Here is a 26,233-nt window from a genome sequence, read left to right as displayed (position 1 = left end):
CGCCGCCACGGCGCGCCTCACGTGCGCGGCAGGCGCCGGTTGATGTCCTCGCTCATGCGGGTGATGGCGATGTAGAACTCGCACATCATCCGGAACAGGCAGAGGTAGAGCAGCCCGACGATCGGGCTCACGACGAGCGTCAGGATGCCGAGCCCGGGGCTGTCGCTGAAGAAGCCGCTGAGCGCGAAGAAGAGCGTGCCGAGACCGATGACCACCAGCCCGATGATGTAGACGACCTTGATGATCATCGGGGTCACGAACGTCGCGAAGCTGAGGTCGAACAGCGCGCCGACGAAGCCCTTGCGGCCGGTGCCCGTGGGGCCCCCGCCGTAGCCGCCGCCGTAGCCACCGGTGTCGTAGCCGCCGTAGGAGCCCGAGGTCGGGGGCTGCCCGTAGGAGCCGCTCCCGTAGGAGCTCGCGGCCGGGGGCTGGCCGTAGGAGCCCGCCGGCGGCTGTCCGTAGGGGGAGGTGGGCTGGTCGCCGTAGGGCTGCTGCGGGGTGTCGCCGGACTGCGTCATGGGGCTCTCCTGGTGGGTGCGGCCGCGCGCTTCGGTGCGCCGGTCGCACCCCTCCTGCCCCTCGAGCCCCGTCCCAAACACTCCTCGGGACGCGCGCGACGAGGATGCATACGTGGTATACATACCCGGTATCCATCGGCCACGGGGGGCGATGGTCGAGGAGGCGCGGATGTCGATCAGGCAGGCGATGCTGGCGATCCTGGAGCAGGGGCCGATGTACGGCTACCAGCTCCGGGCCGAGTTCGAGCAGCGGACGGGCGAGACCTGGCCGCTCAACATCGGGCAGGTCTACACAACCCTGACCCGGCTCGAGCGCGACGGGCTCGTCGAGGTCGTCGGACACGGGGGTGCCGACGACGGCGAGGAGGCCGCGAGCGACCGCCAGCACGTCAGCTATCGCGCCACCGAGGCGGGACGGAGCGAGGTGTCGATGTGGTTCGCCACGCCGGTGCCTCGCTCCCAACCGCCGCGCGACGAGCTCGCCATCAAGCTCGCGCTCGCGGTGACGCTGCCCGGGGTCGAGGTGGCCGGCATCATCCAGCGCCAGCGCAGCGCGACGATGTCCTCGCTGCAGGACTACACCCGCCTCAAGCGCAGCGGCCGTGCCGCGGCGCCCCAGGAGCCGGCCGACCTGGCCTGGAGCCTGGTGCTCGACGCGCTCGTCTTCGACGCCGAGGCCGAGGTGCGCTGGCTCGACCACTGCGAGGCGAGGCTGCGGCGGGCGGCGCTCGACCGCAGCGACGTACGCCGTGACGCCCCGGCGGCGTCGACCACCGAGGGGATCACCCGATGAACGCCGTGGTCCACCTCGCCGCCGTGTCCCGGGTCCATGGCGAGGGCGCCACCGAGGTCCACGCCCTGCGCAGCGTCACCTTCCGCGCCCACCCCGGCGAGCTCGTCGCCGTCATGGGCCCGTCGGGTTCGGGCAAGTCCACCCTGCTCACCCTCGCCGGCGGCCTGGACGCCCCGACCACGGGCTCGGTGTGGATCGAGGGCACCGACCTGGCCTCGCTCGACAACGCCGGGCGCGCGCGCATGCGGCGTACGTCGGTGGGCTACGTGTTCCAGGACTTCAACCTCATTCCCGCCCTCACCGCCGCCGAGAACGTCGCCCTCCCGCGCGAGCTCGACGGGGAGAAGGGCAAGGTGGCGCGGCGCCTCGCGCTCACCGCGCTGGAGGAGGTGGGCATCGCCGATCTCGCCGACCGCTTCCCCGACGAGATGTCGGGCGGGCAGCAGCAGCGCGTGGCCATCGCCCGCGCGATCGTCGGCGAGCGCCGGCTGATCCTGGCCGACGAGCCCACCGGCGCCCTCGACACCGACACCGGCGAGGAGATCCTGCGGCTGCTCCGCGCCCGCTGCGACGCGGGCGCCGCCGGCGTGATGGTCACCCACGAGGCGCGCCACGCCGCGTGGGCCGACCGCGTGGTCTTCCTGCGCGACGGCGTGGTGGTCGACGAGACCGGCGCCGACGAGCCCGAGGCGCTCCTCGCCGGCGAGGCCGGTCGGTGAGGGGCTGGCGCCCGGCCCTGCTCATCGCCTGGCGCGACGCGCTGCGCCACCGGGGCCGCAGCGCGCTGGTGCTGGTGATGATCAGCCTGCCGGTGCTGGCGGTGAGCGCGGCCGCGGTGCTGATCCAGACCGCCGAGGTGAGCGGCACCGAGGGCGCGGACCGCACCCTCGGTGCGGCCGACGCCCGGGTGCGCACGGAGGGCGGCGGGCAGGTCGTCCAGGGTGTCGACCCCAGCCGCGGCGAGTACGCCCAGCTCGAGGTGGACCCCGACGACCCGCTGACCGCTGCCGACGTCCGCGCGGTGCTGGGCGCCGACGCGCGCCTGGTGCCGATCGCCACCGGGTGGCAGCGCGCGCGGCTCGGCGACCGCGTCGTCGACTTCTCCACGACAGGTGTCGACCTCGGCGACCCGCTCGCCGAGGGACTGTTCGACCTCGAGCGCGGGCACCTGCCCGGTGCGCCCGGCGAGGTCGTGGTCAACGACGCGATGCTCGCCAAGGGCTTCGCGCTCGGCGACGAGATGCAGGTCGGCGGGTCGACGCTGACGATCGTGGGGGTCGGCCGCGATGCCACCGTCCGGAAGTACCCCGTGGTCCTCGGCGCGCCCGCGGACCTGCCCGACGAGTCGGTCGACCGGCGCGAGTGGCTGGTCGCCGCGGGTCCGGTGTCGTGGGCCCAGGTGCGCGAGCTCAACGCGGCCGGGGGCATCGTCACCTCCCGCGCCGTGCTGGCCGACCCGCCCGACGTCGCGTCGATGGCCGAGCAGATGGGCTACGACACCGGCCGCAACGAGATGGCCGCGATCGTCGCGCTCGTGATCGTGATGGCGCTCATCGAGGTCGTGCTGCTGGCCGGGCCGGCCTTCGCGGTGGCGGCGCGGCGCCACGCCCGCACCCTCGCGCTGATCGCCGCGTCCGGCGGCACGCCCGCCCAGGCGCGGCGCGTGATCCTCGGCAGCGGCGTCGTGCTGGGCCTCGTGGCTGCGGGCCTGGGCCTGGTCGCGGGTGTGGTGGCCGCGTGGCTGCTGGTGCCTGCGGTCCAGCGCTTCAACGGGGAGTGGTTCGGGCCGTTCGAGCTCCCCTGGCTCTACCTGCTCGCGATCGCGGTCTTCGGCGTGCTGTCCGCGATCCTCGCCGCCGTCGTGCCGGCCTGGCTCGCGAGCCGGCAGGACGTGGTCGCCGTGCTCGCCGGACGCCGTGGCGACCGCCGCCCGCGTGCCTCCACGCCCGTGGTGGGCGTGGTGATGCTCGGTGTGGGCATCGCCGCGTCGTCCTACGGCGCCCTCACCTCCGACAGCGGCAACGGCGCGCTCTGGATCGCCGGCTCCGCCATCGTCTCCGTGCTGGGGATGGTGCTCGTGGTGCCGGTCGTGGTGTCCGGCGTGGCCCGGGTCTCGGGCCGCCTGCCGCTGACCGCGAGGTACGCCGCCCGCGACGCCGCGCGGCACCGCACCCGCACCGTGCCGGCCGTGGCCGCCGTCGCCGCGACCGTGGCCGGTGTCGTCGCGCTCGGCATCGCCAACGCCAGCGACGAGCGGCAGAACGAGATGACCTACATGCCCAACGCACCCATGGGCACCGGCGTCGTGTCGTGGGGGCCGGGCGTGCTGCCGGGCGAGCAGGCACCCGACCCCGACGAGGTGTGGGACCGGATCGAGGCCGCTGTGCGCAGCGCGGCCCCGGAGGTCGGCTTCCAGCCCATCCGCGGCCTGGAGGAGAGCTACGACCCCGAGGGCTGGACCTCCACCAACGTCGAGGTCCCCGGACAGGACCAGGAGCTGTGCTGCCTGAGGACCTACGGGCCCAGCGTCGCGATCGCCGACTCGGCCGCCGAGCTCGGGATCGAGGGCGACACCGCCCGCCGGGTCGACGCCGCGCTCGACGACGGGCTCGTGGTGGTGCTCAACGGGAGCGTGGACGGACGCAGGGACGCCGTGCTGAGCCAGCAGACCTATCGCGAGGGGGTGGACGAACCCGCCGCCTCCTCACGGCAGACCGTCCCCGCCGAGCTGGTGGCCTGGGACCAGCGGGCCTACGGCGCGGCGCCCGCGAGCTCGATCATCCCGACCGCCACCGCCGCGCAGCTCGACCTCGACGTGGTCGTGGGCAGTGCCCGTCTCACCGGTGACCTGGACGCCGCCACCTCGACGCGGATCAAGGAGGCCGTCGAGGCCGTCGACGGTGCCTCGCTGTACGTCGAGCGCGGGTACCAGCGCCCCGACGAGGCGGTCGTGATCCTGCTGGTGCTGGGCGCCCTCGGGGGCGTGCTGATGCTCGGGGGCACGCTGACCGCCACCTTCCTCGCGCTCTCCGACGCCCGCCCCGACCTCGCCACGCTGTCCGCGGTGGGGGCCGCTCCGCGCACGCGGCGGCGGGTGGCGGCGTCGTACGCCCTCGTCGTCGGGTTCGTCGGCGCCGTGCTCGGCGCCGCGGTCGGCTTCATCCCCGGGGTCGCGATCTCGCGTCCGCTCACCTCGGGCTACGGCGGGTTCGGGCCTGATGGCCCCTTCCTCGACGTGCCGTGGCTGCTGATCGCGGTCATCGTCCTGGCGTTGCCGCTGCTCACCGCGGCGGTCGTCGGGATGACGGCCCGCTCGCGGCTGCCGTTGGTGGCTCGGCTGGACTGACCACCCCCACAAAAAGTCAGGCTTGACTGTTTGTTTGTACGACGGCAGGCTGGGCCCGTGACCTCCCCGACCCAGGCCCCCCGGGTGCCGCAGGCCGACCGGAGCCGCGCGATGCGCGCCCGGCTGCTGGAGGCGACGGTCGAGCTGCTGGTCGAGCGCGGCTTCGCCGGCACCTCCACCACGCTCGTCTCCGAGCGGGCGGGCGTCAGCCGGGGCGCGCAGCTGCACCACTTCCCGACCAAGAACGACCTCGTCGTGGCGGCCGTCGAGCACCTCACCGAGCGTCGCGGCGCCGAGCTCGCGGCGTCGTTCGCCGAGCTGGGTCCCGGGTCGCTGGGGTCGGGTGCGGAGCGGCGCACGCGCCTGCGGCGGATGCTGGAGATGCTGGGCGAGCACTTCGCCTCGCCCGTCTTCGCGGCCGCGCTCGAGCTGTGGGTCGCCGCACGCACCGACGACACGCTGCTCGCCGCGGTCGCGCCGCTCGAGCAGCGGGTCGGGCGCGAGCTGCACCGCATGACCGTCGCGGCCCTGGGGGTCGACGAGTCGCAGCCGGGCGTGCGCGAGCTGGTGCAGGCCACCCTCGACCTGGTCCGCGGCCTCGGGCTGGCCGCGACCATCTCCGACGACTCGGCGCGACGCCGCCGCATCCTCACCGAGTGGGCCGCCGTGCTCGACCGTGAGCTGGCCCGACAGACCGACACCGAGCTCGCGGAGGAGCGACCATGAACGACGTCCTGAGCCAGGTGCTCGCCGACCTCGCGGCCGAGGGGGAGCGCCTCGACGCGCTCGTCGCCGGCCTCGACGAGGCCGGCTGGCGCACCCCGACGCCCGCGGCCGGGTGGGACGTCGCCGCCCAGGTCGCCCACCTCGCCTGGACCGACGAGGTCGCGATCAAGGCGGCGACCGACAAGGCCGCGTGGGACGAGGTCGTCCTCGGCGCGATCGCGGACCCCGACGGCTACGTCGACGCCCAGGCGCACGCGCTCGCCCAGGACGACGACCTCCTCGGCCGGTGGCGCCGATCGCGCGCCGACCTGCGCCGCGTCCTGGAGGAGCGGCCGGCCGGGGAGAAGATGCCGTGGTTCGGTCCGCCCATGTCGGCGACCTCGATGGCCACCGCGCGGCTGATGGAGACCTGGGCCCACGGGCTCGACGTGCACGCGGGCCTCGGCGCCGCCGTGGAGGACACCGACCGCATCCGCCACGTCGCGCACCTCGGCGTCCGCAGCCGCAACTTCGCCTACGCCGTCCACGGGCTCGACGCACCCGCCGAGGAGTTCCGCATCGACCTCCTCGCGCCGTCCGGGGACGTGTGGACCTGGGGGCCCGACGACGCGGCGCAGACCCTGACCGGGAGCGCCGGCGACTTCTGCCGGCTCGTGACCCAGCGCGTGCACCGCGCCGACACCGACCTGGTCGCCACCGGCGCCGACGTCGACCGGTGGCTCGACATCGCGCAGGCCTTCGCGGGCGAGCCGGGCGAGGGGCGGGCGCCGAGATGAGCGTGCTGAGGATCGGCAACTGCTCCGGCTTCTACGGCGACCGCCTCAGCGCGATGCGCGAGATGCTCGAGGGAGGTGAGCTCGACGTCCTCACCGGTGACTACCTCGCCGAGCTGACCATGCTGATCCTCGGACGTGACCAGCTCAAGGACCCGTCACTGGGCTATGCCCGGACGTTCGTGCGGCAGGTCGAGGACTGCCTCGGCCTGGCCCTCGAGCGCGGCGTGAAGATCGTCGCCAACGCCGGCGGACTCAACCCCGCGGGCCTCGCCGACCGACTCCGCGAGGTCGCGCGCGGCCTCGGCCTCGACCCGCAGGTCGCCCACGGCGAGGGCGACGACGTGCGCCACCTGTCCTTCCCCGGCGCCCTCACCGCCAACGCCTACCTCGGCGGCCTCGGCATCGCCGCCGCGCTGACCGGCGGCGCCGACATCGTCGTCACCGGGCGCGTCACCGACGCCTCCCTGGTCGTCGGCCCGGCCGTCGCGCACCACGGCTGGAGCGCGACGTCGTACGACGAGCTGGCGGGCGCGGTCGTCGCCGGCCACGTCATCGAGTGCGGCACCCAGGCCACCGGCGGCAACTTCAGCGGCTTCCGCGACCTGCCGCGCCGCGACCTGCCGCTGGGCTTCCCGGTCGCGGAGGTCGCCGCCGACGGCTCGTGCGTCATCACCAAGCACGCCGGCACCGGCGGCGCGGTCACCGTCGACACCGTGACGGCGCAGCTGGTCTACGAGATCCAGTCCACCCGCTACCTCGGCCCCGACGTCACCGTCCACCTCGACTCGGTGCGCCTGGAGCAGCAGGGCGAGGACCGGGTCGCGATCTCGGGCGTGGTCGGCGAGGCGCCGCCCGAGCGCCTCAAGGTCTGCGTCAACGAGCTCGGCGGCTGGCGCAACCAGGTCGAGCTCGTCCTCACCGGGCTCGACGTCGAGGCGAAGGCCGAGTGGGTCCGTGAGCAGCTCGGCTCCCGGCTCACCGCGGCCGAGGTCGTGTGGTCCGACGTGACTGCGCCGCCTGTCGACGCGGCCACGGAGGAGGCGGCGTCCACGCTGCTGCGCTGCACCGTCAAGGACCCCTCGCCCGACCCGGTCGGGCGCGCCTTCACCTCGGCCGCCGTCGAGCTCGCGCTCGGCTCCTACCCCGGCTTCACGATGACCGCGCCGCCCGGCGCCGCGACGCCGTTCGGGGTCTACCGCGCCGAGCACGTCGACCGCGCCGACGTCACCCACACGGTCGTCCACGCCGACGGCCGCCGCGAGGTGGTTGCCGACCCGGGGACGTGCTCCCCGCTCGCCGAGGCGCCCGGCGCCCGCCCCTCGCCCTACCCCGGGCGTCCCGACTCGCTTACCCGGCGGCTGCCGCTCGGCACCTTCGTCCACGCGCGCTCCGGCGACAAGGGCGGCGACGCCAACGTCGGCCTGTGGGTGGCGCACGACGGCGCGGACCCGGCGACGTACGACGCCCGCGTGCAGTGGCTGTTCAAGCTCATGTCACCGCGCGGCATCGGCACGCTGCTGCCCGAGGCCGCCGACCTCGACGTCGAGGTGTGGCTGCTGCCGCACCTCGGTGCGGTCAACCTGGTGGTCCACGGCCTGCTCGGCGAGGGGGTGGCGGCCTCCACCCGCTTCGACCCGCAGGCCAAGGGGCTCGGCGAGTGGCTGCGCTCGCGCCTGGTCTCGATCGAGGAGAGCCTCGTATGAGCCTGGTTTCCTCTCCCGACCACGACGCCCTGCGCGCCACCGGCGCTGAGTTCGTGCGCCGCGAGGTCGTGCCGCACCTGCAGGAGTGGGAGGACGCCGGGGAGATCCCGCGCGCCCTCCATCGCACCGCGGGCGAGCTCGGCCTGATCGGCGTCGCCTTCCCCGAATCGGTGGGCGGGGGCGGTGGCGACCTGCTCGACTCGCTCGTGCTGCAGGAGGCGATGTTCGAGGCGGGCGCGTCGAGCGGGCTGATGGCCGGGCTCTTCACCGCCGGCATCGCGCTGCCGCACATCGCGGCCAGCGGCGACGCCGACCTGGTCGACCGGTTCGTGCGTCCGACGCTGGCCGGCGACCTGATCGGCTCGCTCGCGATCACCGAGCCCGGCGGGGGGTCCGACGTCGCGCGCATCACCACGCGAGCGGTGCGCGAGGGCGACCACTACGTCGTCGACGGCGCCAAGACCTTCATCACCTCCGGCGTCCGCGCCGACTTCGTGACCGCGGCCGTGCGCACCGGTGGCCCCGGCCACGGTGGCATCTCGCTGCTGGTGATCGAGAAGGGCACGCCCGGCTTCACCGTCGACCGTTCCCTGCGCAAGATGGGCTGGCACTGCTCCGACACCGCCGAGCTGTCGTTCGTCGACTGCCGCGTGCCCGTGGCCAACCTCGTCGGCGTCGAGGGGTCGGGCTTCGGCCAGATCGCCGACCAGTTCGTGGTCGAGCGCATCGCGCTCGCGGTCCACGGCTACGGCATCGCCGCCCGCTCCCTCGACCTCGCCGCCGCCCACTGCCGCGACCGGGAGACCTTCGGCCGACCGCTGCTCGCCAACCAGGTCGTGCAGCACACGCTGGTCGAGATGCGCCGCCAGGTCGAGGTCGCCCGCACCTACACCCGCTCCGTGGCCGAGCGCCACGTCGCGGGGGAGTTCGTCGTTGCCGAGGCCTGCCTGGCCAAGCAGACCGCGGTGGACTGTGCGGCGTACGTCTGCGACCGGGCAGTCCAGCTCTTCGGCGGCTCCGGATACATGCACGGGACCGAGGTGGAGCGGCACTACCGCGACGCGCGGATCCTGCCGATCGGGGGCGGCGCCGACGAGGTGCTGCGCGACCTGACGGCCAAGCTCATGGGTTATGCCACGTGACCACGACAGAGAAGGAATCTCGATGATCAAGCTGCTGCCGTCCCTGGGTGACGAGGTGTCGGTCTGGATGGACGCCCCGCCCGCCAAGGTGTGGGACCTCGTCAGCGACGTGACCCGGATCGGGGAGTTCAGCCCCGAGACGTTCGAGGCGAAGTGGACCCGCGGTTCCACCGGGCCCGCGGTCCGCGCCTACTTCGCCGGCCACGTGAAGCGCAACGGCGTCGGTCCGACGTACTGGTCGCCGTGCCGGGTCACCGCGTGCGAGCCGGAGAGGGTCTTCGAGTTCTCCGTCGGCACCGACGCGGTGACGGTCAACAACTGGGGCTACCGCCTCGAGGCGAAGGACGGCGGCACCCTCGTCACCGAGTACTTCCGCCTCGAGCCGTCGCTGCCGACGCGGATCTACTGGACGCTCCTCGGCGCGCTGCGCGGGCGCACCAACCGCAAGGGCATGCGTACGACGCTGGAGCGGATGAAGGCGGTGGTCGAGAAGTGAGCAACCGCGAGGCGATGCTGGAGAAGATCGCCGACCTCGACGCCCAGCACGCGGTCGCGGTGGCCGGGGGCGGCGAGAAGTACGTCGCGCGCCACCACGCGCGAGGCAAGCTCACCGCCCGCGAGCGCATCGAGCTGCTCCTCGACCCGGGGAGCGCCTTCCTCGAGCTCTCGCCGCTGGCCGGCTGGGGCTCCGACTTCACCGTCGGCGCGTCCGTGGTCACCGGCATCGGCGTGGTCGAGGGCGTCGAGTGCATGATCAGTGCCAACGACCCCACCGTGAAGGGCGGCGCGAGCAACCCCTGGACGGTGAAGAAGATCTTCCGCGCCTCGCAGATCGCCGGGGAGAACAACCTCCCGACGATCTCGCTGGTCGAGTCCGGCGGGGCGGACCTGCCGACGCAGAAGGAGATCTTCATCCCCGGCGGCAAGCTGTTCCGCGACCTGACCCGCGCCTCGGCCAGGCGCCAGCCCACGATCGCGCTGGTCTTCGGCAACTCGACCGCCGGCGGGGCCTACGTCCCGGGCATGAGCGACTACACCGTCTTCGTGCGCGGCGGCGCCAAGGTCTTCCTCGGCGGCCCGCCGCTGGTGAAGATGGCCACCGGTGAGGAGTCCGACGACGAGTCGCTCGGCGGTGCCGAGATGCACGCCCGGGTCTCCGGCCTCGCCGACTACCTCGCCGAGGACGAGCACGACGCGATCCGGATCGGGCGGCGGATCGTGGCGCGCCTGAACCGGCGCCGACCCCCCGTCGCGATCCCCGGATATCCGGGGAAGCTGGAGCCTCACCCCCGAAACTTCGCACTGGAACCTCGAGTTTCCCCGGATATCCGGGGAAACCAACCGAGCACCTTCGCCGAGCCCGACGCCGACCCCGAGGGCCTCCTCGACCTCATCCCGACCGACCTCAAGGAGCCGTTCGACCCGCGCGAGGTGATCGTGCGGATCGTCGACGGCACGAGCGAGCACAACGGGCGCGCGTTCGACGAGTTCAAGCCGCTCTACGGCACCTCGCTGGTGACCGGGTGGGCCGAGATCCACGGCCGCCCGGTCGGCATCCTGGCCAACGCGCAGGGCGTGCTCTTCTCCGAGGAGGCGCAGAAGGCGACGCAGTTCATCCAGCTCGCCAACTCCTCGCACACGCCGCTGCTGTTCCTGCACAACACGACCGGCTACATGGTCGGGAAGGACTACGAGCAGGGCGGCATCATCAAGCACGGCGCGATGATGATCAACGCCGTCTCCAACTCCACCGTGCCGCACCTGAGCGTGATCATGGGCGCGTCCTACGGCGCCGGCAACTACGGCATGAACGGTCGCGCCTTCGACCCGCGCTTCCTCTTCACCTGGCCGAGCGCCAAGTCGGCGGTGATGGGTCCGGCCCAGCTCGCCGGGGTGCTCGAGATCGTCGCGCAGCAGTCGGCGGAGTCGAAGGGCGAGACCTTCGACGCCGAGGGCTTCAAGGGCGTCAAGGACTACGTCGAGGCCTCGGTCGAGGAGCAGTCGCTGCCCTACTTCCTCTCCGGGATGCTCTACGACGACGGCGTCATCGACCCCCGCGACACCCGCACGGTGCTGGGCATCTGCCTCAGCGTCATCGAGAACGCGCCGATCCGCGGCGCCGAGGGATTCGGGGTGTTCCGACCATGATCTCCAGACTGCTGGTCGCCAACCGCGGCGAGATCGCCCGCCGCGTCTTCGCCACCTGCCGCCGCCTCGGCATCGAGACGGTGGCCGTGCACTCCGATGCCGACGCGCACCTGCCGTACGTCGCCGAGGCCGACCAGGCCGTACGCCTGCCGGGCAACGCGCCCGCCGACACCTATCTCCGCGTCGACCTGGTCATCGAGGCCGCGCAGCGCTCGGGTGCCGACGCGATCCACCCCGGCTACGGCTTCCTCTCGGAGAACGCCGACTTCGCCCGCGCCGTCGAGGCCGCCGGGCTGACCTGGGTGGGGCCGAGCCCGGAGTCGATCGAGGCGATGGGCTCCAAGGTCGAGGCCAAGCGGCTCATGCGCGAGGCCGGCGTCCCGACCCTCGAGGCCCCGGAGAACCCGACGGAGGCCGACCTCCCTCTGCTGGTCAAGGCGTCGGCTGGTGGCGGCGGGCGCGGCATGCGCGTCGTACGCCGTCTCGAGGACCTCGCCGACGAGGTCGCGGCGGCGCAGGCCGAGGCCGCCTCGGCCTTCGGTGACGGCACCGTCTTCGTCGAGCCCTACGTCGAGCGCGGCCGGCACGTCGAGGTGCAGGTCGTCGGCAACGGCCGCGGGCAGGTGCTCGTGCTCGGCGAGCGCGACTGCTCGGTGCAGCGTCGCCACCAGAAGGTGGTCGAGGAGGCGCCGGCACCGGAGCTCGACGGCGACGTCGCCGACGCCCTGCACGACGCCGCGCGCCGGGCCGCGGAGGCCATCTCCTACCGCGGTGCCGGCACGGTCGAGTTCCTCTACGACCCCGACACGGAGCGCTTCTTCTTCCTCGAGATGAACACCCGCCTCCAGGTGGAGCACCCCGTCACCGAGCTGGTCTGGGACACCGACCTCGTCGAGCTGCAGCTCCACGTGGCGGAGGCGTCGCAGTCGTCGGGGAGGCTGGGCTTCTCGACCGGCGGCGGCGAGCCGCAGCGCCACGCGATCGAGGTGCGCCTCTACGCCGAGGACGGGGCCTACGTCCCGCAGAGCGGCCGCCTGGTCACCTTCGAGGTCGACCACGACGTCGAGTTCGCCCTCGGCGGCGAGCGTGGGATCCGGGTCGACTCGGGCTTCGCCTCGGGGGACGAGGTGTCCACCTTCTACGACGCGATGCTCGCCAAGGTCGTGTCGTGGGCGCCCAACCGCGAGCAGGCGATCCGCCAGCTCGTCCGGGCGCTGCGGACGGCCCGCATCCACGGCGTCACCACCAACCGCGACCAGCTCGTGTCGATCCTCACCGACCCGGTCTTCGCGGCCGGGGAGATGACGACGACGTGGTTGGAGTCGCGTCCGATTCCCGCTGAGTCTCCCACCGACTCAGCAGCCAGCACGCGGGCGGAGGTGGTCGCCGGGGCCCTGATGCTGGCCGCCGACGACGCGGAGCGGCGTACGGTGCAGCAGGGCGTGCCGCCCGCGTGGCGCAACGTCGTCAGCCAGCCGCAGCGCACCACCTTCGAGGGCCACGAGCCGGTCGAGTGGTGGGGCACGCGCGACGGCTTCGCGGTCGACGGTGTCACGGTGCTCGAGGTGTCGCCGACCCGGGTCCGCCTCGAGGTCGACGGGGTGACCGCGGAGACGCGTGGACACATCTCGGTCGAGAGGCCGGGCGCCCCGCGTGAGGTGTGGGTCGACGGACCACTTCGGTCCGCGCGTCTGCGGGAGGTGCCGCGGTTCACCGACCCTGCCGACGCCGTCGCGAGCGGCTCGCTGCTCGCCCCGATGCCCGGCACGGTCGTGGCGGTGAAGGTCGAGCCCGGCGCCACGGTCGTCGCGGGCGACCCGGTGCTCGTGCTGGAGGCCATGAAGATGCAGCACACCGTGACCGCGCCGCACGACGGCACGGTCACCGAGATCAACGTCGAGCCCGGTGCGCAGGTCGCGTCCGGGGAGGTCCTGGCAGTAGTCGAGGAGAACCGATGACCAACTTCACCGAGTCCGACGAGCGCATCGAGCTGCGCCGCCAGGTGTCGAAGCTCGCGAAGGGCTACGGCCGCGAGTGGTTCGTCGAGCGCGCCCGCGCCGGCGAGAAGACCACCGAGCTGTGGCTCGAGATCGCCAAGGCGGGCTACCTCGGCATCAACATCCCCGAGGAGTACGGCGGTGGGGGTGGCGGCATCGGCGACGTCGCGGCCGTCTGCGAGGAGCTCGCCGCCCAGGGCTGCCCGCTGCTGATGATGGTCGTCAGCCCGGCGATCTGCGGCACGGTCATCGCCCGCTACGGCACCGAGGAGCAGAAGCAGCGCTGGCTGCCCGGCATCTGCGACGGCACCGCCACGATGGCGTTCGCGATCACCGAGCCCGACGCCGGCACCAACTCGCACAACATCACCACCACCGCCCGCCGCGACGGCGACGAGTGGGTGCTCAAGGGCCAGAAGATCTACATCTCCGGGGTCGACGAGGCCGAGAACGTCCTCGTCGTCGCGCGCACCCAGGACGCCGGCACCGGCAAGCTCAAGCCCTGCCTGTTCGTCGTGCCGACCGACTCGACGGGCTTCGAGTTCACCGCAATCCCGATGGAGATCGTCAGCCCCGAGAAGCAGTTCCAGGTCTTCATCGACGACGTGCGCCTGCCCGCCGACGCGCTCGTCGGCGACGAGGACGGCGGGCTCGTGCAGCTCTTCGCCGGCCTCAACCCCGAGCGGATCATGGCGGCCTCCTTCTCGACCGGCCTCGCGCGCCACGCGCTGGAGAAGGCGTCGGCGTACGCCAAGGAGCGCACGGTCTTCAAGGCGCCGATCGGCTCCCACCAGGCGGTCGCGCACCCGCTCGCGATGGCGCACATCGAGAACGAGCTGGCGCGGCTGATGACGCAGAAGGCCTCGGCGCTGGTCGACGCCGGCGACGACCTGGCGGCGGGCGAGGCGGCCAACATGGCGAAGTACGCCGCTGCCGAGGCGGCGGTGCACGCCGTCGACGCGGCCGTGCAGACCCACGGCGGCAACGGCATCACACAGGAGTACGGGATGGCCGGGCTGCTGGTCGCCGCGCGCGCGGGCCGGATCGCTCCGGTGAGCCGGGAGATGATCCTGAACTTCGTCGCGATGCACTCCTTGGGGCTGCCGAAGTCCTACTGACCTCCGCCGGCTCCGCCCGGCTCCGCCGGATCCGTCATCCGGACCCGCACTGATGGGGTCGGGTTCGTATGACGGAGCGGCGGCTGTCGGAGCCCGGTGGCAGGCTGTGCGCCGTGGCCCTCGCCGACCGTCCGCTCGTGCCCGAGGACTGGGTGCTGCGCATCGACGCGGTGCTCGGTGCGCTCCCGCGCTGCGCGCAGGAGGCGGCGTGGACGGGCACGCGGTGGCGGGTCGGCAGCGCGACGGTCGCGCACGTCTTCGGCGGCGAGGACCAGGTCTTCCGGATCACCTTCCGCGGCGAGCCCGACGAGGTGGCGGCGTTCGAGCACATGGGCCACCCCTACTTCCGCTCCAGCTGGGGCGGCAACGTGATCGGGATGGTCCTCGACGACGACGCCGGCATCGACTGGGACGAGCTGGGCGAGCTGCTGACCGACTCCTACTGCATCCAGGCGCCGGCCTCGCTCGCCGAGCAGGTCGTCCGCCCGGGAGGCTGACTCAGCGCAGCGGCACGAAGCGGTAGTAGCCGTGCTCGCTCACCTGCGCGCCCGGGTTGACCACGCGCAGCATGGTGCCCGCCACGGGTGCCACGAGCACCCCGTCGTCGGTGAGCTGGTCGACGAGCTCCTGCGGCAGCTCGTCGGCCTCGGCGGAGACCAGCACCCGGTCGTACGGCGCACCCGCGGGGTCGCCGAGCACGCCCGGGACGGCCTGCCGGATGCTCGCCCAGGGCCGGTGGGTCGCGGTGACGTGGGCCGCGCCCAGGCTCACGAGCGAGGGCTCGAGCTCCACGCCGACCACCGACCCGGTGGGGCCGACGAGGTGCGCCAGCAGCGCCGTCGTCCAGCCGGACCCGGCGCCGACGTCGAGCACGCGCTGCCCGGCCCGTACGTCGAGCAGGCGCAGCATGTCGGCGACGGTGCGCGGCTGGGAGTTGGTCTGCCCGGCCCCGATCGGCAGCGGACCGTCGTAGGACGCCCGGCGGCGGACCCCGCGCGGCAGGAAGTCGCGCCTCGGGGTCGCGTCGAAGGCTGCGTCGACCGCATCCACCCCTGCAGTGTGCGCCTCAGACCCAGGTGTTGTCGTGCTCCTGCATGAACCGGTCGTAGGCGTCCTCGTCGAAGTCGGCGATGCCCTCGGCGAGCTGCTCGAAGTAGGCCTCGCGGGGCGCGCCCGGCGCGAAGTGGAGCAGCATCTTCGCGGGGCCGTCGGCGTTGCGGAAGCCGTGGATGCCGCCGGCCGGCACGTGGACGAAGTCGCCCGCGGCGCACGCAGCCCACCGCGTGCCGTCGAAGATCGTGACGGTCCCCTCGAGGACGTAGAACGACTCGGTGATCGTGCGGTGGAAGTGGGCGCCCGGCCCGCTCTCGGGGCCGGCGAACTCCCAGCGGTAGAGACCGAACGTCCCGGTCGTCTCGCTGCCCTGGGCGAGGTAGAACACCTTGTTGCCGTTGGGGTAGACGACAGCCGGCTCGGTCCCGGCTCGTACGCCGTGGGCGGAGACCTCGCCGGAGCTGCCGTGGTAGATCGGCGGGGGATAGCTCACTGATCGACCGCCGCGGTGTCGTAGGCGTCCTGCACCTCGGCCGGCGTCGCGGCGTTGGGCTGGCTGATCCGGACGTGGTTGCCGAAGGGGTCGCGCAGGCCGAAGTCGGTGCCGTAGGGCTGCTCGACCGGCTCCTGGGTGATCTCGACGCCGGCGTCGCGCAGGGCGGCGTAGGTCGCGTGCACGTCGCTGCTCTGGAGGAACAGCCCACCCAGCGCGCCCTTGGTGACGAGCTCGCGGACCTGGGTCGCGGTCGCCTCGTCGTGCTGCGGGCCACCCACCAGCTCGAGGAGCAGGGCGGTGTCCTGGCCGGGCACGCCGACGGTCAGCCAGCGCATGAAGCCGAGGTCGATGTCGTCGCGCACCTCGAAGCCGAGGTGGGTGGTGTAGAAGTCGAGCGCCTCGTCCTGGTCGAGCACGGGCACGCTGCGGATGTGCAGGGAGGTGATGTGGTTGGTCATGACGACGACGCTAGCCAGCGTCACCGCTCGCGCGCTTCTCCGAAACGACTGTCCCGCTCGCGTGGCCGCGTCCAGGCCGCGATGAAGCACGACGGCACCGCGACGGGTGCGTGCTGGGCGCGGAACTCGGTGGGCGACATCCCCACCACCGTGCTGAAGGTCCGGCTGAACGTGCCGAGGCTAGCGAAGCCCACGTCCCACGCGACGTCGGTGACCGGGCGGTCGGTCTGGCGCAGCAACGTCATTGCCCGCTCCACGCGGCGACGCTGGAGGTAGCGGTGCGGGGTCTCGCCGTAGACCTCCTTGAACACCCGCCCGAACTGCGACGGGGAGAGATGGGCGAGCGCGGCGAGCGTCGGCACGTCGAGGGGCTCGGCGTAGCGGCGGTCCATCTCGTCACGCGCCCGCAGCATCCGGCGGTGCGTGTCCTCCCGCGGGGACGGCCGGCGCGCGCTCACGCAGCAGAACCTAGTCGCCCGTCCCGACACCCGGGGACCGAGCAGCGGCACGGTCCTCGGGACCGTGCCGCTGTGGTGCGTTGTCCGGACCGCTGCCGCTTCCTGGGGGGATCCGTGCCTCCGCGGGAGCGTGAGGCACGGGTGCGACGTACGGCCCCGCGGAACGCGGCCGCTCCGGCTCGGGAGCCGAAGTCTGGTGGGGGCGCCTAGCGGCTGCCCTTGCCGTTGTCGGAGCCGCCGTTGCCCGCGTCGGTCGGGCGACCGGTGGGGTCCGGCTTCGCCGTCGGGGCAGCGCTGGGCTTGCTGGTGGGCGTGCTGCTGGGCTTCGCGGTGGGCTTGCTCGTCGGCTGGGTGGTGGGCTTCGCCGTCGGAGTGGGCTTCGCGGTGGGCGTGGGCAGCGTGGTCGGCTTGCCGGTGGGCTGGGCGGTCGGCTTGCCGCCGGGGGTCGGCTTCGCCTTCGGCGAGCCGATCAGGTCGACGCAGAAGGTGGCGACCCGGTCGGGGCCGCCGGCGGCGGTCGCGAGGGCCCGGAAGGCGGCGCTCTCGAGGGAGCGTCCCTGCTCGGAGCGGTCGGTGGCCTGGAAGGCGCGGCACAGGCCGGCGAGGTCGGGGCTGGGCGCGGCGGACCCGTCGGGCGTCGCGGAGCCCTCGGTCTCGTCGCTGTCGTCGGAGGAGGAGGGCGTGCCGGTCGTCGCCGTGGCGGAGGAGGGGTCCGTGGTGCCCGCGGTGCCAGGTGACGGCGCGACGGCCTCGCTCGCGCGGTCCGACGCGCGGTCGGGCAGCAGGGGGAGGTCGACGGAGCTGGCGAGCGCGAATCCCCCCAACGCGAGGGCGACGACGGCGCCGGTGGCGACGACGGCCCGGGTGGCGGCGCGGCCGGCGCGGCGCGCGGGGGCGGCGGGCGTCGGCTCGAGGCGGGCGCGGTGGAACGCGGCCACGGCCATCTCCTCGCGGCGCAGCTCGCCCGGTCGGGCCGGTGCGGCCGCGGCCGACAGGGCCGACCCCAGCGCGCTGTCGACCGACGCGGGGTCGTCGAGCAGGCGCTCGGCGTCGCGTCGGGACAGGTGGCGGTCGGGGTAGCTCATCTCACTCCGTTCAGCGCTGGTGGGGGGCACGGTGTTACGGCTCCCGGGGAAGTTTCCTGGCCAGCTGCTTGAGACCGCGGTGCGCGGCGGCCCGCACCGCACCGGGTCGCTTGCCGAGGATCCGGGCCGCGGTCGGGGCGTCGAAGCCCAGCACGGTGCGCAGCATGATGGCCTCGGCCTGGTCGGGCGGCAGCGACGCGATGAGCGCCAGCGCGGCCTCGGACTGCACCCGGCCGAGGGTGTCTGCCTCGACGTCGGCGTCGTCCTGCAGGTCGACGAGGTCCTCGACGGGCTCGGGGCTGGTCGGTCTGCGGTTGAGGCGGCGGAGGTGGTCGACGGCCCGGTTGCGCCCGATCGTCGTCACCCAGCCACGGAAGCCGTCGGCGTCGCCGGCGAAGGTGTGCAGGTCGCGGAAGGCCTGCGACCACGCCTCGCTGGCCACGTCCTCGGCGTCGCTGGCACCCACCAGGACCGTGAGGTAGCGCAGCAGCCGGGGCTGCACCTCGCGGTAGACCTCGCGGAAGGCCGCCTCGTCCCCGGCGAGCATGAGCTCGACGGAGGCGTCGAGCGGATCGGGGTCGGGCACGCCGCCGATTCTTACCCGAGCGCGGGGCCGGTCGTCACCCCAGGGGTCGCTGCGGGGGGTCGGGGCAAGGGCCGGGGCAAGGGTCGGGGGAGCGTCGTGCGGGACCGGTCAGCGCCGCGGCGGACGCGGCACGAACAGCGGCACGCGGGCGGCGTACTCGTCCCAGCCGGGGCGCTTCGACATCGTCTTCTCCAGCAGCTTGGCGCCGGTGACGTTGCGGATGAAGAACGACATCGCGATCGGCGCGAAGACCGTGGCGAGGCCCTGCACCCAGCCGAGCGACAGCGCGCCGGCCGTCCACAGGCCCCACCACACGCAGGCGTCGCCGAAGTAGTTGGGGTGGCGGGTCCAGGCCCAGAGCCCGGTGTCGAGCACCGGGGGTCGCGACTCGCGGGGGCGGGAGCGGTACGCCGCGAGCTGGGCGTCGCCGACGACCTCGAAGAAGACGCCGACCGCCCAGATCGCCACGCCGAGCCACACCACGGGCCACCAGCGCACGTCGTAGGCCGCGGCCACGTGGAGCGGGAACGAGATGACCCACGCGACGACGGCCTGGGTCAGGAAGACGCGCAGCAGCACCTGGCCGGCGCCGGCGTGCCACCCGGGACCGCCGAGCATCTCCTCGTAGCGCGGGTCCTCGCCGTGGCCCTTCGAGCGCTTGGCGATGTGCCAGGCGAGCCGGCCGCCCCACAGCGTCACCAGCACAGCGAGCAGCCACGAGTGCGTGTCGGGCCAGACCAGGGCGAGCACGAGGGCGACGGCGACGAACACCGAGCCCCAGGCGACGTCGACCACGGCCACGCGGTCGACGCGCTTGCTGACGGCCGCCGTCACCCCCATCACGACGAGGGCCACGGCGAGCGCGACCAGGCTCTGGGTCACCACGAGCGGATCGGCTCCAGGGTGTGGTCGGCGCCGGGACGCACCGACAGGATCTGGTCGACGCCCATGCGGCCGTCGCGGAAGGCGAGCGCTCCGCCGACGAGGTAGAGCCGCCACACGCGCACGACCTCCTCGCCGACGAGGGCGCGGATGGCTTCGATGTTGGCCTCGAAGCGCTCGAGCCAGCCGTGGACGGTGAGGACGTAGTGCTCGCGCATGGCGTGCACGTCGCGCACCTCGAGCCCGCCGGTCTCGATCAGGTCGACGGTCTCGCCCACGGGGCGCATCGTCATGTCGGGGGCGATGAACGACTCGATGAAGGGGCCGCCGCCGGGGTGCTTGCCGCCACCCGCGCCCTGGCGCGACATCTGCTGGATGAGCACGCGACCGCCCGGCCTGACCGCGCGGCGCAGCACCTCGACGTAGGTCGGGTAGTTGAGGGCGCCGACGTGCTCGCCCATCTCGAGGGACCCCACGGCGTCGAAGTGGTCGCGCTCGGGCACCTCGCGGTAGTCCTGGAGGCGGATCTCGACGCGGTCCTGCAGGCCCCGCTCGGCGATGCGTGCATCGATGAACTTCTTCTGCTCCGCAGCGATCGTCACGCCGGTCACCTGCGCGCCGAAGTGCTCGGCGGCGTGCAGCGACAGCGAGCCCCAGCCACACCCCACGTCGAGCATCTTCATGCCGGGCTGGAGGCCGAGCTTGGTGCAGACCAGGTCGAGCTTGGCGCGCTGGGCGTCCTCGAGCGAGGTCTCCGGGGTGGCGTGGTAGCCGCAGCTGTAGGCCATCTGCGGCTCGAGGATGAGGGAGTAGAACTCGTTGGAGAGGTCGTAGTGGTGGCTGATCGAGGAGCGGTCGCGCGCCAGGCTGTGCAGCCGGCCCTTGATCCGCGCCTGCGAGGCCGGGGCAGCGGGCGGTCGCCCGAGCGCGCCGAGGCCCGAGATGGTGCGCACCGCGTCGACCAGCGCGCGCGGCGAGAGGCGTACGCCGGAGAGGCCGCGCTCGGCGCCCACGGCGAAGGCGTGCGTCAGCGCGGAGCCGAGGTCCCAGCCGTCCTGCTCGGGCACGTCGAGCTCGCCGGTGACGTAGGCCTGCGCCGCACCGAGCTCGCCGGGGTGCCACAGCAGCCGGCGCAGCGCGTCGGGGGAGCGGAGCACCACGAGCGGGCCGTCGGCGGGCCCGGCCACGGAGCCGTCCCACGCCTCGAGGCGCACCGGGAGGTCACCACCGATGAAGGGCCGCACCGCCTCGGCGAGGCGTGCGGCCACACCGCCGGTGGCGCCGGGTGCGGAGGTCGGGCGCGGAGCGGTCTGGGTCACTGGTCCTCCCGGGTGAAGGTGAGCTGTGAGACGTTGATGTAGCCACTGGCGAAGCCGGCCTGGGAGTAGGCGAGGTAGAAGTGCCACACGCGCACGAACATGTCGTCGAAGCCGAGGCCCAGCACCGCGTCGCGCTGCGCGAGGAAGCGGCGGTCCCAGCGCCGCAGCGTCTCGGCGTAGTGGCTGCCCATCTCGAGCTGCTGGACCACGCGGAGCGTGGTCTCGGCGCGGGTGATCTGGTCGATCACCTCGACGCTCGGCAGGAAGCCGCCGGGGAAGATGTACTTGTTGATCCAGGTGTGGCTGTCACGGGTGGCGAGCATCCGGTCGTGCGGCATGGTGATCGCCTGGATCGCGACCCGGCCGCCGGGCGCGAGCACCTGGTCGATGGTCGCGAAGTAGGTGCCCCAGAACTCGTGGCCGACGGCCTCGATCATCTCCACCGACAGCACCGCGTCGTACGTCGCCCCGGTCGCGGCCAGCGCGCGGTAGTCCATCAGCTCGACGTGCACGCGGTCACCGAACCCGGCCGCCGCGATGCGCTCCTCGGCCAGCTCGAGCTGCTCCACCGAGAGGGTGATCGTGTGCACGCTGGCGCCGCGCCGCGCGGCCCGGATCGCCAGCTCGCCCCAGCCGGTGCCGATCTCCAGCACGCGGGTGCCGGCCGTCACGCCGGCCTCGTCGAGGAGTCGCTCGATCTTGCGACCCTGCGCCTCGGCGAAGTCGGGTCCGTGGCGACGGGGGTCGTCGTGGTCGACGGGCTCGGGAGGGGTGGCGACGAGGTGCTCGCCGACGGAGCCGGGGCCCTGCGGGGCACAGGTCGTCGAGGTGTCGAAGAGGGCGGAGGAATAGCTCAGCGTCTCGTCGAGGAAGTGCGCGAAGAGGTCGTTGGACAGGTCGTAGTGGTGCGAGATGTTGGCCTGGCTGTTGGCCTCGGTGCTGCGGTGGTGGCTGGGCAGGCGCGGGGTGACGAACGCGCGCAGGCGCTGCAGCGGCTCCGGGATGAGGGAGGCGATGCGGGCGGCCGGCACGGTGAGGAACCCCGCGAGGTCGTCGGTGTCCCAGGCGCCGGTCATGTAGGCCTCGCCGAAGCCGATCAGGCCGTCGCGGCCGAGGCGGGCGTAGAACTCCTCGGGCCGGTGCAGCGTCATCGACGGACCGCCCTGGCCGAACCGGCGGCCGGTGGGCTCCTCGACGACGGTCACCTCGAGGCGGGCGACGGCGGCGCGGAACAGGCGCCTGGCCACGGCGGCGGACACCGCGGTGCGGGGCCCGCCCGTGAGCTGCTCCACGGCCGGCATGCCCTGCTGGGCTGGACGGTTCTTCTCGACGGTCACTGCACGCCCTCCTGGCGGTGGCGGGGTCGGGGACGGATCGGCAGGCGTCGGGCCCACAGCCAGATGCCGTGCGCGCGGATGAGCGCGCTGCCGCGGAGCGCGGCGCCCAGGGTCCTGCGGAGCGGCACGTCGGTGCGGGTGCCGGTGAGGCTGGCGCTGAAGGGCGCCGAGCCGGCTGCGGCAGCTGCCTCGGAGTGGCCCCGCAGGGTCACCGCGACGTGGAGCCGGTCGGTCGGGACGGGCACCGCGATGTCGTAGGTGCCGTCGACGCCGTGGAACGGCGAGACGTACATCGCCTTCTCGGTGCGTGCGCGGCCCTGCTCGTCGGGGTGGACGAGGTAGGCGTGGCGGTCGCCGTAGGTGTTGTGCACCTCCACGACCACACCGGCCTGGCGGCCCGCGTCGTCGAAGCACCAGAAGACGCTGATCGGGTTGAAGCAGAAGCCCAGCGAGCGCGGATGCGCGGCCATGAGGATCGTGCCGGGTCGCTCGCCCGTGCCGAGGCTCACGCCGTTGTCGGCGAGGAACCCCTGCACGTTGGCGCGCAGCGACCGCTCGGGCGAGCCGAGGTGGTCGCGTGCCTCGAAGCGGGCCAGCACCCCGTGGTCGGGCAGGTCGTCGAGGTCGACGAGCCAGCAGGTGGAGGAGTGCTCGAAGCTGCGGCGCACCGGCGTACGCCGCGTGTGGCGGATCGTCGTCTCGAACCGGCCCGGCGTCGGCAGCACCTGCGAGGTGCGGGTCCACGGCAGGCCGAGGCGGGTGGCGGCGGCGAGCCCGGAGCGGGCGCCGTCCTCGTGGAAGCCCCAGCCGTGGTAGGCCCCGGCGAAGGCGACGCGGTCGGTGTCGATCTCCGGCAGCCGGCGCTGGGCGGCCACCGACTCCGGGGTGTAGAGCGGGTGCTCGTACTCCATGCGGTCGATCACCGTGGCAGGGTCGACGAGGTCGTCGCCGCCGAGCGTGACGAGGTAGTGGGTGTCGGTGGGCAGGCGCATGAGGCGGGTCAGGTCGTAGGTGACCGTGACCGCCCCCGTCTCGTCCTCGGGCCGGAAGAAGTTCCACGACGCGCGGGCGTCGCGTGCCTGCGGCAGCAGCGAGGCGTCGGTGTGCAGGAGCGCCGGGTTGCTGCTGTAGGGGAGGGCCGAGAGCACCTCGCGCTGCAGGTCGGTGGGCGCCTCGAGCATGCCGAGCGCGTGGGAGGGATGGGTCGCGATGATGACGGCGTCGAAGCGCGTGGTGGCGCCGCTGCCGTCGGTGACCTCGACGCCGTCGGCGACCTCGCGCACCGACGTCACCTTCGTCTCGAGGCGTACGTCGTCCAGCTCGGCCGCGATCGCGGCGACGTAGGTGCCCGAGCCGCCGGTCACCGTGCGCCACTCGGGCGAGCCGAAGACGCTGAGCATGCCGTGGTGGTCGAGGAAGGCGAAGAGGTAGCGCGCGGGGTAGTCCAGCGACGTCGCGGGGTCGCACGACCACACCGCGGCGACGAGGGGCTCCATGAAGTGGCGGACGAACCCGGCGGAGAACCCGCCCTCGGCGAGGAAGTCGCGCAGCGTCTGGTCGTCGCCGGCGGCGTCAGCGGAGGCGAGCACCGCGCGGGCACGGCGGTGGAAGCGCGGGATTTCCAGCAGCATCCGCCAGTGCGCGCGCGAGCGCAGCGACGAGCGCTGGGCGAACAGGCCCCGGGGCCCGAGCGCTCCGGCGTACTCCACACCCGTGCCGGCATCGCTGACCGACAGCGACATCTCCGAGGGCTGGGTGGCGATGCCGAGCTCGGCGAAGAGCCGCAGCAGCGTGGGGTAGGTGCGCCGGTTGTGGACGATGAAGCCGGTGTCGATGGCCAGCTCGCCGTCGCGGGTCGGCACGCGGTGCGTGTCGGCGTGACCGCCGAGCCGGGCGTCGGCCTCGAACAGGGTGACCTGGGACGTGCGCGAGGCGACGTGGGCGGCCGTCAGCCCGGCGACACCGGAGCCGACGACCGCGACGCGACGCTGTCCCGAGCCGGTCACGCGGGGTCCCTGTGGCGTTGTTCGGAGGAGCGGAGCGGGGGAGAAGAACGTCGTGGGGTGCTCATGTGGCCTCGGTGAGGTCGAAGACGGCGATCGGGTCGCTGGTGGGCTGCTTCGAGCCCTCGTCGGGCTCGACGGTGATGCCCACCGCCGCGGCCTGCGCGGCCGAGCCGTCGAGGACGACGGTCTGGTCGGCGACGTCGGGCATCACCCCGGCCGAGGTGAAGGTGTCACCGTCGATGAACCACAGCTCGTAGGCCTTGCCATCGGGGGCCGAGACCATGTCCTCGGTGGTGATGACGGCCTTGTCGGCGCTCTTGGAGCGCACGACGGTCGCGCGGCCGGCCTCGCCGAGGTCGAGGAAGACCTCCTCGGCGTCGGGGGCCTGGAGCACCTGCTCGGCCGCGGTCAGCTTGGTGACGTCGCCGGAGTCGTCGGTGGCCCAGGGCTGGGTCACCATGGCACCGACGCCGACGATGATCGCGAGTGCCGCCGCGACCAGAAAGGGCATCCAGCCCCGCCCCCGAGCCGCCGGTGCGCCGGCCCGGTGGTCGGGAGCCGTGCGGCGGACCTCGGGTGCGAGCGGACGGACCTGGGAGATGCCGGCGAGCACGGACTCGCGCAGGGCGGCCGGAGGCGGCGTGGCGACGGTCTCGGCGAGCAGGGCCGCGGTCTCGCGCAGCTCCACCACCTCGGCCCGGCAGTCCTCGCACTCGGCGAGGTGCTGCTCGAAGCGAGCGCGCTCGAGGTCGTCGAGCGCGTCCAGCGCGTAGGCGCCCGTGAGCTTGTGCATGTCGCTCATGACGCAACTCCCATCAGGTCTCGCAGGCGGATCAGTCCGTCGCGTATGCGTGTCTTCGCGGTGCCCAGAGGGACATCCAGCAGGGTGGCGACCTCGGTGTGGGTGTAGCCACCGAAGTAGGTGAGCTCGACGGCCTGGCGCTGGACGTCGGTCAGTGTGGCGACGGCGTTGCGGACCCGGGCCGCCTCCAGCGAGGCCTGTGCGGCCTCGGAGGTCTGGTCGTGGTCCACGGGAGCTGTCTCGCGGTTCCAGGTCTCGTCGCGAGCGGTGGCCGCCTCGACCGAGCGGACCCGGTCGACGGCCTTGCGGTGCACGATGGTGAGCAGCCAGCCGGCTGCGCTGCCGCGTGCGGGGTCGAAGCGGGTGCTGGAGCGCCACGCGTCGAGGTAGGCCTCCTGGGTGACCTCCTCGGCGTGCGCGGGGTTGCGGACCACCCGCAGCGCGAGGCCGTAGGCCCGCGCGGACGTCGCGTCGTAGAGCTCTGCGAAGGCTGCCTCGTCGCCGAGGGCGGCCTGCCGGAGCAGGTCGGACAGCCTGGTTGCGTCGCCCCCGGACGGGGCGCCCTGGGGCGCCCCGTCCGGTACGGGCCTCACGTGGTCCACGTCAGTCATCCTTGCCTAGTCGTCAGGAGACGAGTCACATCTTCGGCATCATGACCGAGTCGATGACGTACACGGTGGCGTTGGCGGTCGGCACGTTGCCGCAGACGACGGCCGCGCCCTCGGCGGTGAAGTCCTCGCCGGAGCCCTCGACGGTGATGGTGTCACCGGCCAGGGTCTCGTGCTCGCCCGCGACGTCCTCGGGGGAGAGCTTGCCGGCCACGACGTGGTGGGTCAGCACCGTGGTCAGGGCCTTCTTGTCCTTGAGCAGGGCGTTGAGGTCCTTCGCCGGGATCTTGGCGAAGGCGTCGTCGGTCGGGGCGAAGACGGTCAGCGCGTCGGCGGAGTTGAGCGTGTCGACGAGACCGGCCTGGGTCACCGCGGCGACCAGCGTCTTGAGGAGCGGGTTGTTGGAGGCGGCGGTGGCGACCGGGTCGTCGGCCATGCCCTCGACCGAGCCGGGGCCGGAGGTCGGGACGCCGGCGCAGCCCGCGCCGAACGGACCGTCAGCCATGGGCTCCTCGGAGGGGGAGTCCGACTCCATGGGGGCCTCGGAGGTGCTCTGCGAGGTGGTGGGCTCGCTGGCGGCGTCGCTGTCGCTCTCGCTGCCACAGGCAGCCAGGCTCATGGACGCGGTCAGCGCGAGGGCGGCGAGGCCCAGGGTGCGGGTGCGGAGCTTGGTGTTCATGGCGTGTGCCTTTCGACGTTCGTGCGATTCGGAGTGGGCCGTGTGGCCCGCTGTCGAGAGGTGTTCGGGGCGGTCCGCGGACCGGATGGGTCGATTCCCAAAAACTTTTGACAAGCCCTGGACAGGTGCGCGGACACAGCCGTCGGGCGGTGGGTGACGCAGGTCCAGGAGGCCCAGGACCTGCGCCACTCACCGCC

26 protein-coding genes are annotated in these 26,233 nt (G+C 73.2%); 12 read left to right on the top strand and 14 right to left on the bottom strand.

Annotation, left to right across the window (positions count from 1 at the left end; all coding sequences use genetic code 11):
- Positions 1-17: 17 nt before the first annotated feature.
- Positions 18-518, bottom strand: coding sequence for a DUF4282 domain-containing protein (locus ASG76_RS11955; protein WP_056603281.1), 501 nt, complete (start codon positions 516-518; stop codon positions 18-20).
- Positions 519-687: 169 nt separating this feature from the next.
- Between ASG76_RS11955 and ASG76_RS11950 the strand changes: the two genes are divergently transcribed.
- The 12 genes from ASG76_RS11950 to ASG76_RS11895 all read left to right on the top strand — a co-directional run bounded on the left by ASG76_RS11950 (position 688) and on the right by ASG76_RS11895 (position 14,764).
- Positions 688-1,311, top strand: coding sequence for a PadR family transcriptional regulator (locus ASG76_RS11950; RefSeq protein WP_056603278.1), 624 nt, complete (start codon positions 688-690; stop codon positions 1,309-1,311).
- Positions 1,308-2,030 (top strand): ABC transporter ATP-binding protein, encoded by a 723-nt coding sequence (locus ASG76_RS11945; protein WP_056603275.1) that lies wholly within the window; start codon positions 1,308-1,310, stop codon positions 2,028-2,030. The genes ASG76_RS11950 and ASG76_RS11945 overlap by 4 nt, the downstream gene beginning before the upstream one ends.
- Complete coding sequence (locus ASG76_RS11940) at positions 2,027-4,657, top strand: ABC transporter permease (protein ID WP_056603272.1); 2,631 nt, start codon at positions 2,027-2,029, stop codon at positions 4,655-4,657. Before ASG76_RS11945 ends, ASG76_RS11940 begins: the two co-directional genes overlap by 4 nt.
- Positions 4,658-4,714: 57 nt before the next feature.
- Positions 4,715-5,383, top strand: a complete 669-nt coding sequence (locus ASG76_RS11935) for a TetR/AcrR family transcriptional regulator (protein ID WP_321164089.1) — start codon at positions 4,715-4,717, stop codon at positions 5,381-5,383.
- Positions 5,380-6,159, top strand: a complete 780-nt coding sequence (locus ASG76_RS11930) for a TIGR03084 family metal-binding protein (RefSeq protein ID WP_056603269.1) — start codon at positions 5,380-5,382, stop codon at positions 6,157-6,159. The genes ASG76_RS11935 and ASG76_RS11930 overlap by 4 nt, the downstream gene beginning before the upstream one ends.
- Complete coding sequence (locus ASG76_RS11925; RefSeq protein ID WP_056603266.1) at positions 6,156-7,862, top strand: acyclic terpene utilization AtuA family protein; 1,707 nt, start codon at positions 6,156-6,158, stop codon at positions 7,860-7,862. Before ASG76_RS11930 ends, ASG76_RS11925 begins: the two co-directional genes overlap by 4 nt.
- Positions 7,859-9,004 carry an acyl-CoA dehydrogenase family protein gene (locus ASG76_RS11920; protein ID WP_056603263.1) on the top strand — a complete coding sequence of 382 codons (1,146 nt, stop codon included), beginning with the start codon at positions 7,859-7,861 and terminating at the stop codon, positions 9,002-9,004. Before ASG76_RS11925 ends, ASG76_RS11920 begins: the two co-directional genes overlap by 4 nt.
- 22 nt (positions 9,005-9,026) lie before the next feature.
- A complete protein-coding gene (locus ASG76_RS11915) occupies positions 9,027-9,500 on the top strand; it encodes an SRPBCC family protein (protein ID WP_157559090.1) in 474 nt (157 codons plus the stop codon).
- Between the two features lie 14 nt (positions 9,501-9,514).
- On the top strand, positions 9,515-11,152 hold the full coding sequence (locus ASG76_RS11910; protein ID WP_056604382.1) for an acyl-CoA carboxylase subunit beta: 1,638 nt from the start codon (positions 9,515-9,517) through the stop codon (positions 11,150-11,152).
- Positions 11,149-13,110, top strand: coding sequence for a biotin carboxylase N-terminal domain-containing protein (locus ASG76_RS11905; RefSeq protein WP_056603261.1), 1,962 nt, complete (start codon positions 11,149-11,151; stop codon positions 13,108-13,110). The genes ASG76_RS11910 and ASG76_RS11905 overlap by 4 nt, the downstream gene beginning before the upstream one ends.
- Positions 13,107-14,267, top strand: coding sequence for an acyl-CoA dehydrogenase family protein (locus tag ASG76_RS11900; RefSeq protein WP_056603258.1), 1,161 nt, complete (start codon positions 13,107-13,109; stop codon positions 14,265-14,267). Before ASG76_RS11905 ends, ASG76_RS11900 begins: the two co-directional genes overlap by 4 nt.
- Before the next feature lie 113 nt (positions 14,268-14,380).
- Complete coding sequence (locus ASG76_RS11895; RefSeq protein WP_235529562.1) at positions 14,381-14,764, top strand: MmcQ/YjbR family DNA-binding protein; 384 nt, start codon at positions 14,381-14,383, stop codon at positions 14,762-14,764.
- A 1-nt stretch (position 14,765) separates the two neighbouring features.
- Here ASG76_RS11895 and ASG76_RS11890 read toward each other — a convergent pair whose 3' ends face one another.
- The 13 genes from ASG76_RS11890 to ASG76_RS11830 all read right to left on the bottom strand — a co-directional run bounded on the left by ASG76_RS11890 (position 14,766) and on the right by ASG76_RS11830 (position 26,036).
- A complete protein-coding gene (locus ASG76_RS11890; protein ID WP_056603253.1) occupies positions 14,766-15,317 on the bottom strand; it encodes a protein-L-isoaspartate O-methyltransferase family protein in 552 nt (183 codons plus the stop codon).
- Positions 15,318-15,333: 16 nt separating this feature from the next.
- Entirely contained in the window at positions 15,334-15,813 is a 480-nt protein-coding gene (locus ASG76_RS11885; RefSeq protein WP_056603250.1) for a cupin domain-containing protein, read from the bottom strand.
- Positions 15,810-16,274 carry a VOC family protein gene (locus tag ASG76_RS11880; protein ID WP_056603247.1) on the bottom strand — a complete coding sequence of 155 codons (465 nt, stop codon included), beginning with the start codon at positions 16,272-16,274 and terminating at the stop codon, positions 15,810-15,812. Before ASG76_RS11880 ends, ASG76_RS11885 begins: the two co-directional genes overlap by 4 nt.
- A 20-nt stretch (positions 16,275-16,294) precedes the next feature.
- Positions 16,295-16,732, bottom strand: a complete 438-nt coding sequence (locus tag ASG76_RS11875) for a helix-turn-helix domain-containing protein (RefSeq protein WP_235529560.1) — start codon at positions 16,730-16,732, stop codon at positions 16,295-16,297.
- A gap of 206 nt (positions 16,733-16,938) precedes the next feature.
- Positions 16,939-17,817 (bottom strand): hypothetical protein, encoded by an 879-nt coding sequence (locus ASG76_RS19115; RefSeq protein WP_056603242.1) that lies wholly within the window; start codon positions 17,815-17,817, stop codon positions 16,939-16,941.
- 34 nt (positions 17,818-17,851) lie between these two features.
- Positions 17,852-18,403: an RNA polymerase sigma factor gene (locus ASG76_RS11865; protein WP_200948157.1), complete on the bottom strand. Its 552-nt coding sequence runs from the start codon at positions 18,401-18,403 to the stop codon at positions 17,852-17,854.
- Between the two features lie 108 nt (positions 18,404-18,511).
- Complete coding sequence (locus ASG76_RS11860) at positions 18,512-19,288, bottom strand: DUF1295 domain-containing protein (RefSeq protein WP_235529558.1); 777 nt, start codon at positions 19,286-19,288, stop codon at positions 18,512-18,514.
- The gene (locus ASG76_RS11855) at positions 19,282-20,604 is read right to left on the bottom strand and encodes an SAM-dependent methyltransferase (protein WP_056603239.1); all 1,323 of its coding nucleotides are present in this window, start codon (positions 20,602-20,604) and stop codon (positions 19,282-19,284) included. The genes ASG76_RS11860 and ASG76_RS11855 overlap by 7 nt, the downstream gene beginning before the upstream one ends.
- A complete protein-coding gene (locus ASG76_RS11850) occupies positions 20,601-21,941 on the bottom strand; it encodes an SAM-dependent methyltransferase (protein WP_235529557.1) in 1,341 nt (446 codons plus the stop codon). Before ASG76_RS11850 ends, ASG76_RS11855 begins: the two co-directional genes overlap by 4 nt.
- Positions 21,938-23,947 carry an FAD-dependent oxidoreductase gene (locus ASG76_RS11845; RefSeq protein ID WP_056603236.1) on the bottom strand — a complete coding sequence of 670 codons (2,010 nt, stop codon included), beginning with the start codon at positions 23,945-23,947 and terminating at the stop codon, positions 21,938-21,940. The genes ASG76_RS11850 and ASG76_RS11845 overlap by 4 nt, the downstream gene beginning before the upstream one ends.
- 61 nt (positions 23,948-24,008) lie before the next feature.
- Positions 24,009-24,749 (bottom strand): anti-sigma factor domain-containing protein, encoded by a 741-nt coding sequence (locus ASG76_RS11840; RefSeq protein WP_056603233.1) that lies wholly within the window; start codon positions 24,747-24,749, stop codon positions 24,009-24,011.
- Entirely contained in the window at positions 24,746-25,360 is a 615-nt protein-coding gene (sigK, locus tag ASG76_RS11835; RefSeq protein ID WP_056603230.1) for an ECF RNA polymerase sigma factor SigK, read from the bottom strand. Before sigK ends, ASG76_RS11840 begins: the two co-directional genes overlap by 4 nt.
- A gap of 25 nt (positions 25,361-25,385) precedes the next feature.
- Positions 25,386-26,036, bottom strand: coding sequence for a fasciclin domain-containing protein (locus tag ASG76_RS11830; protein WP_056603227.1), 651 nt, complete (start codon positions 26,034-26,036; stop codon positions 25,386-25,388).
- Positions 26,037-26,233 lie beyond the last annotated feature (197 nt).

This window comes from Nocardioides sp. Soil774 (assembly GCF_001428125.1).
Taxonomy (GTDB): Bacteria; Actinomycetota; Actinomycetes; order Propionibacteriales; family Nocardioidaceae; genus Nocardioides.
The sequence above is the reverse complement of the archived record's forward strand: the minus strand, read 5'-3'. Positions and strand labels throughout refer to the sequence as shown.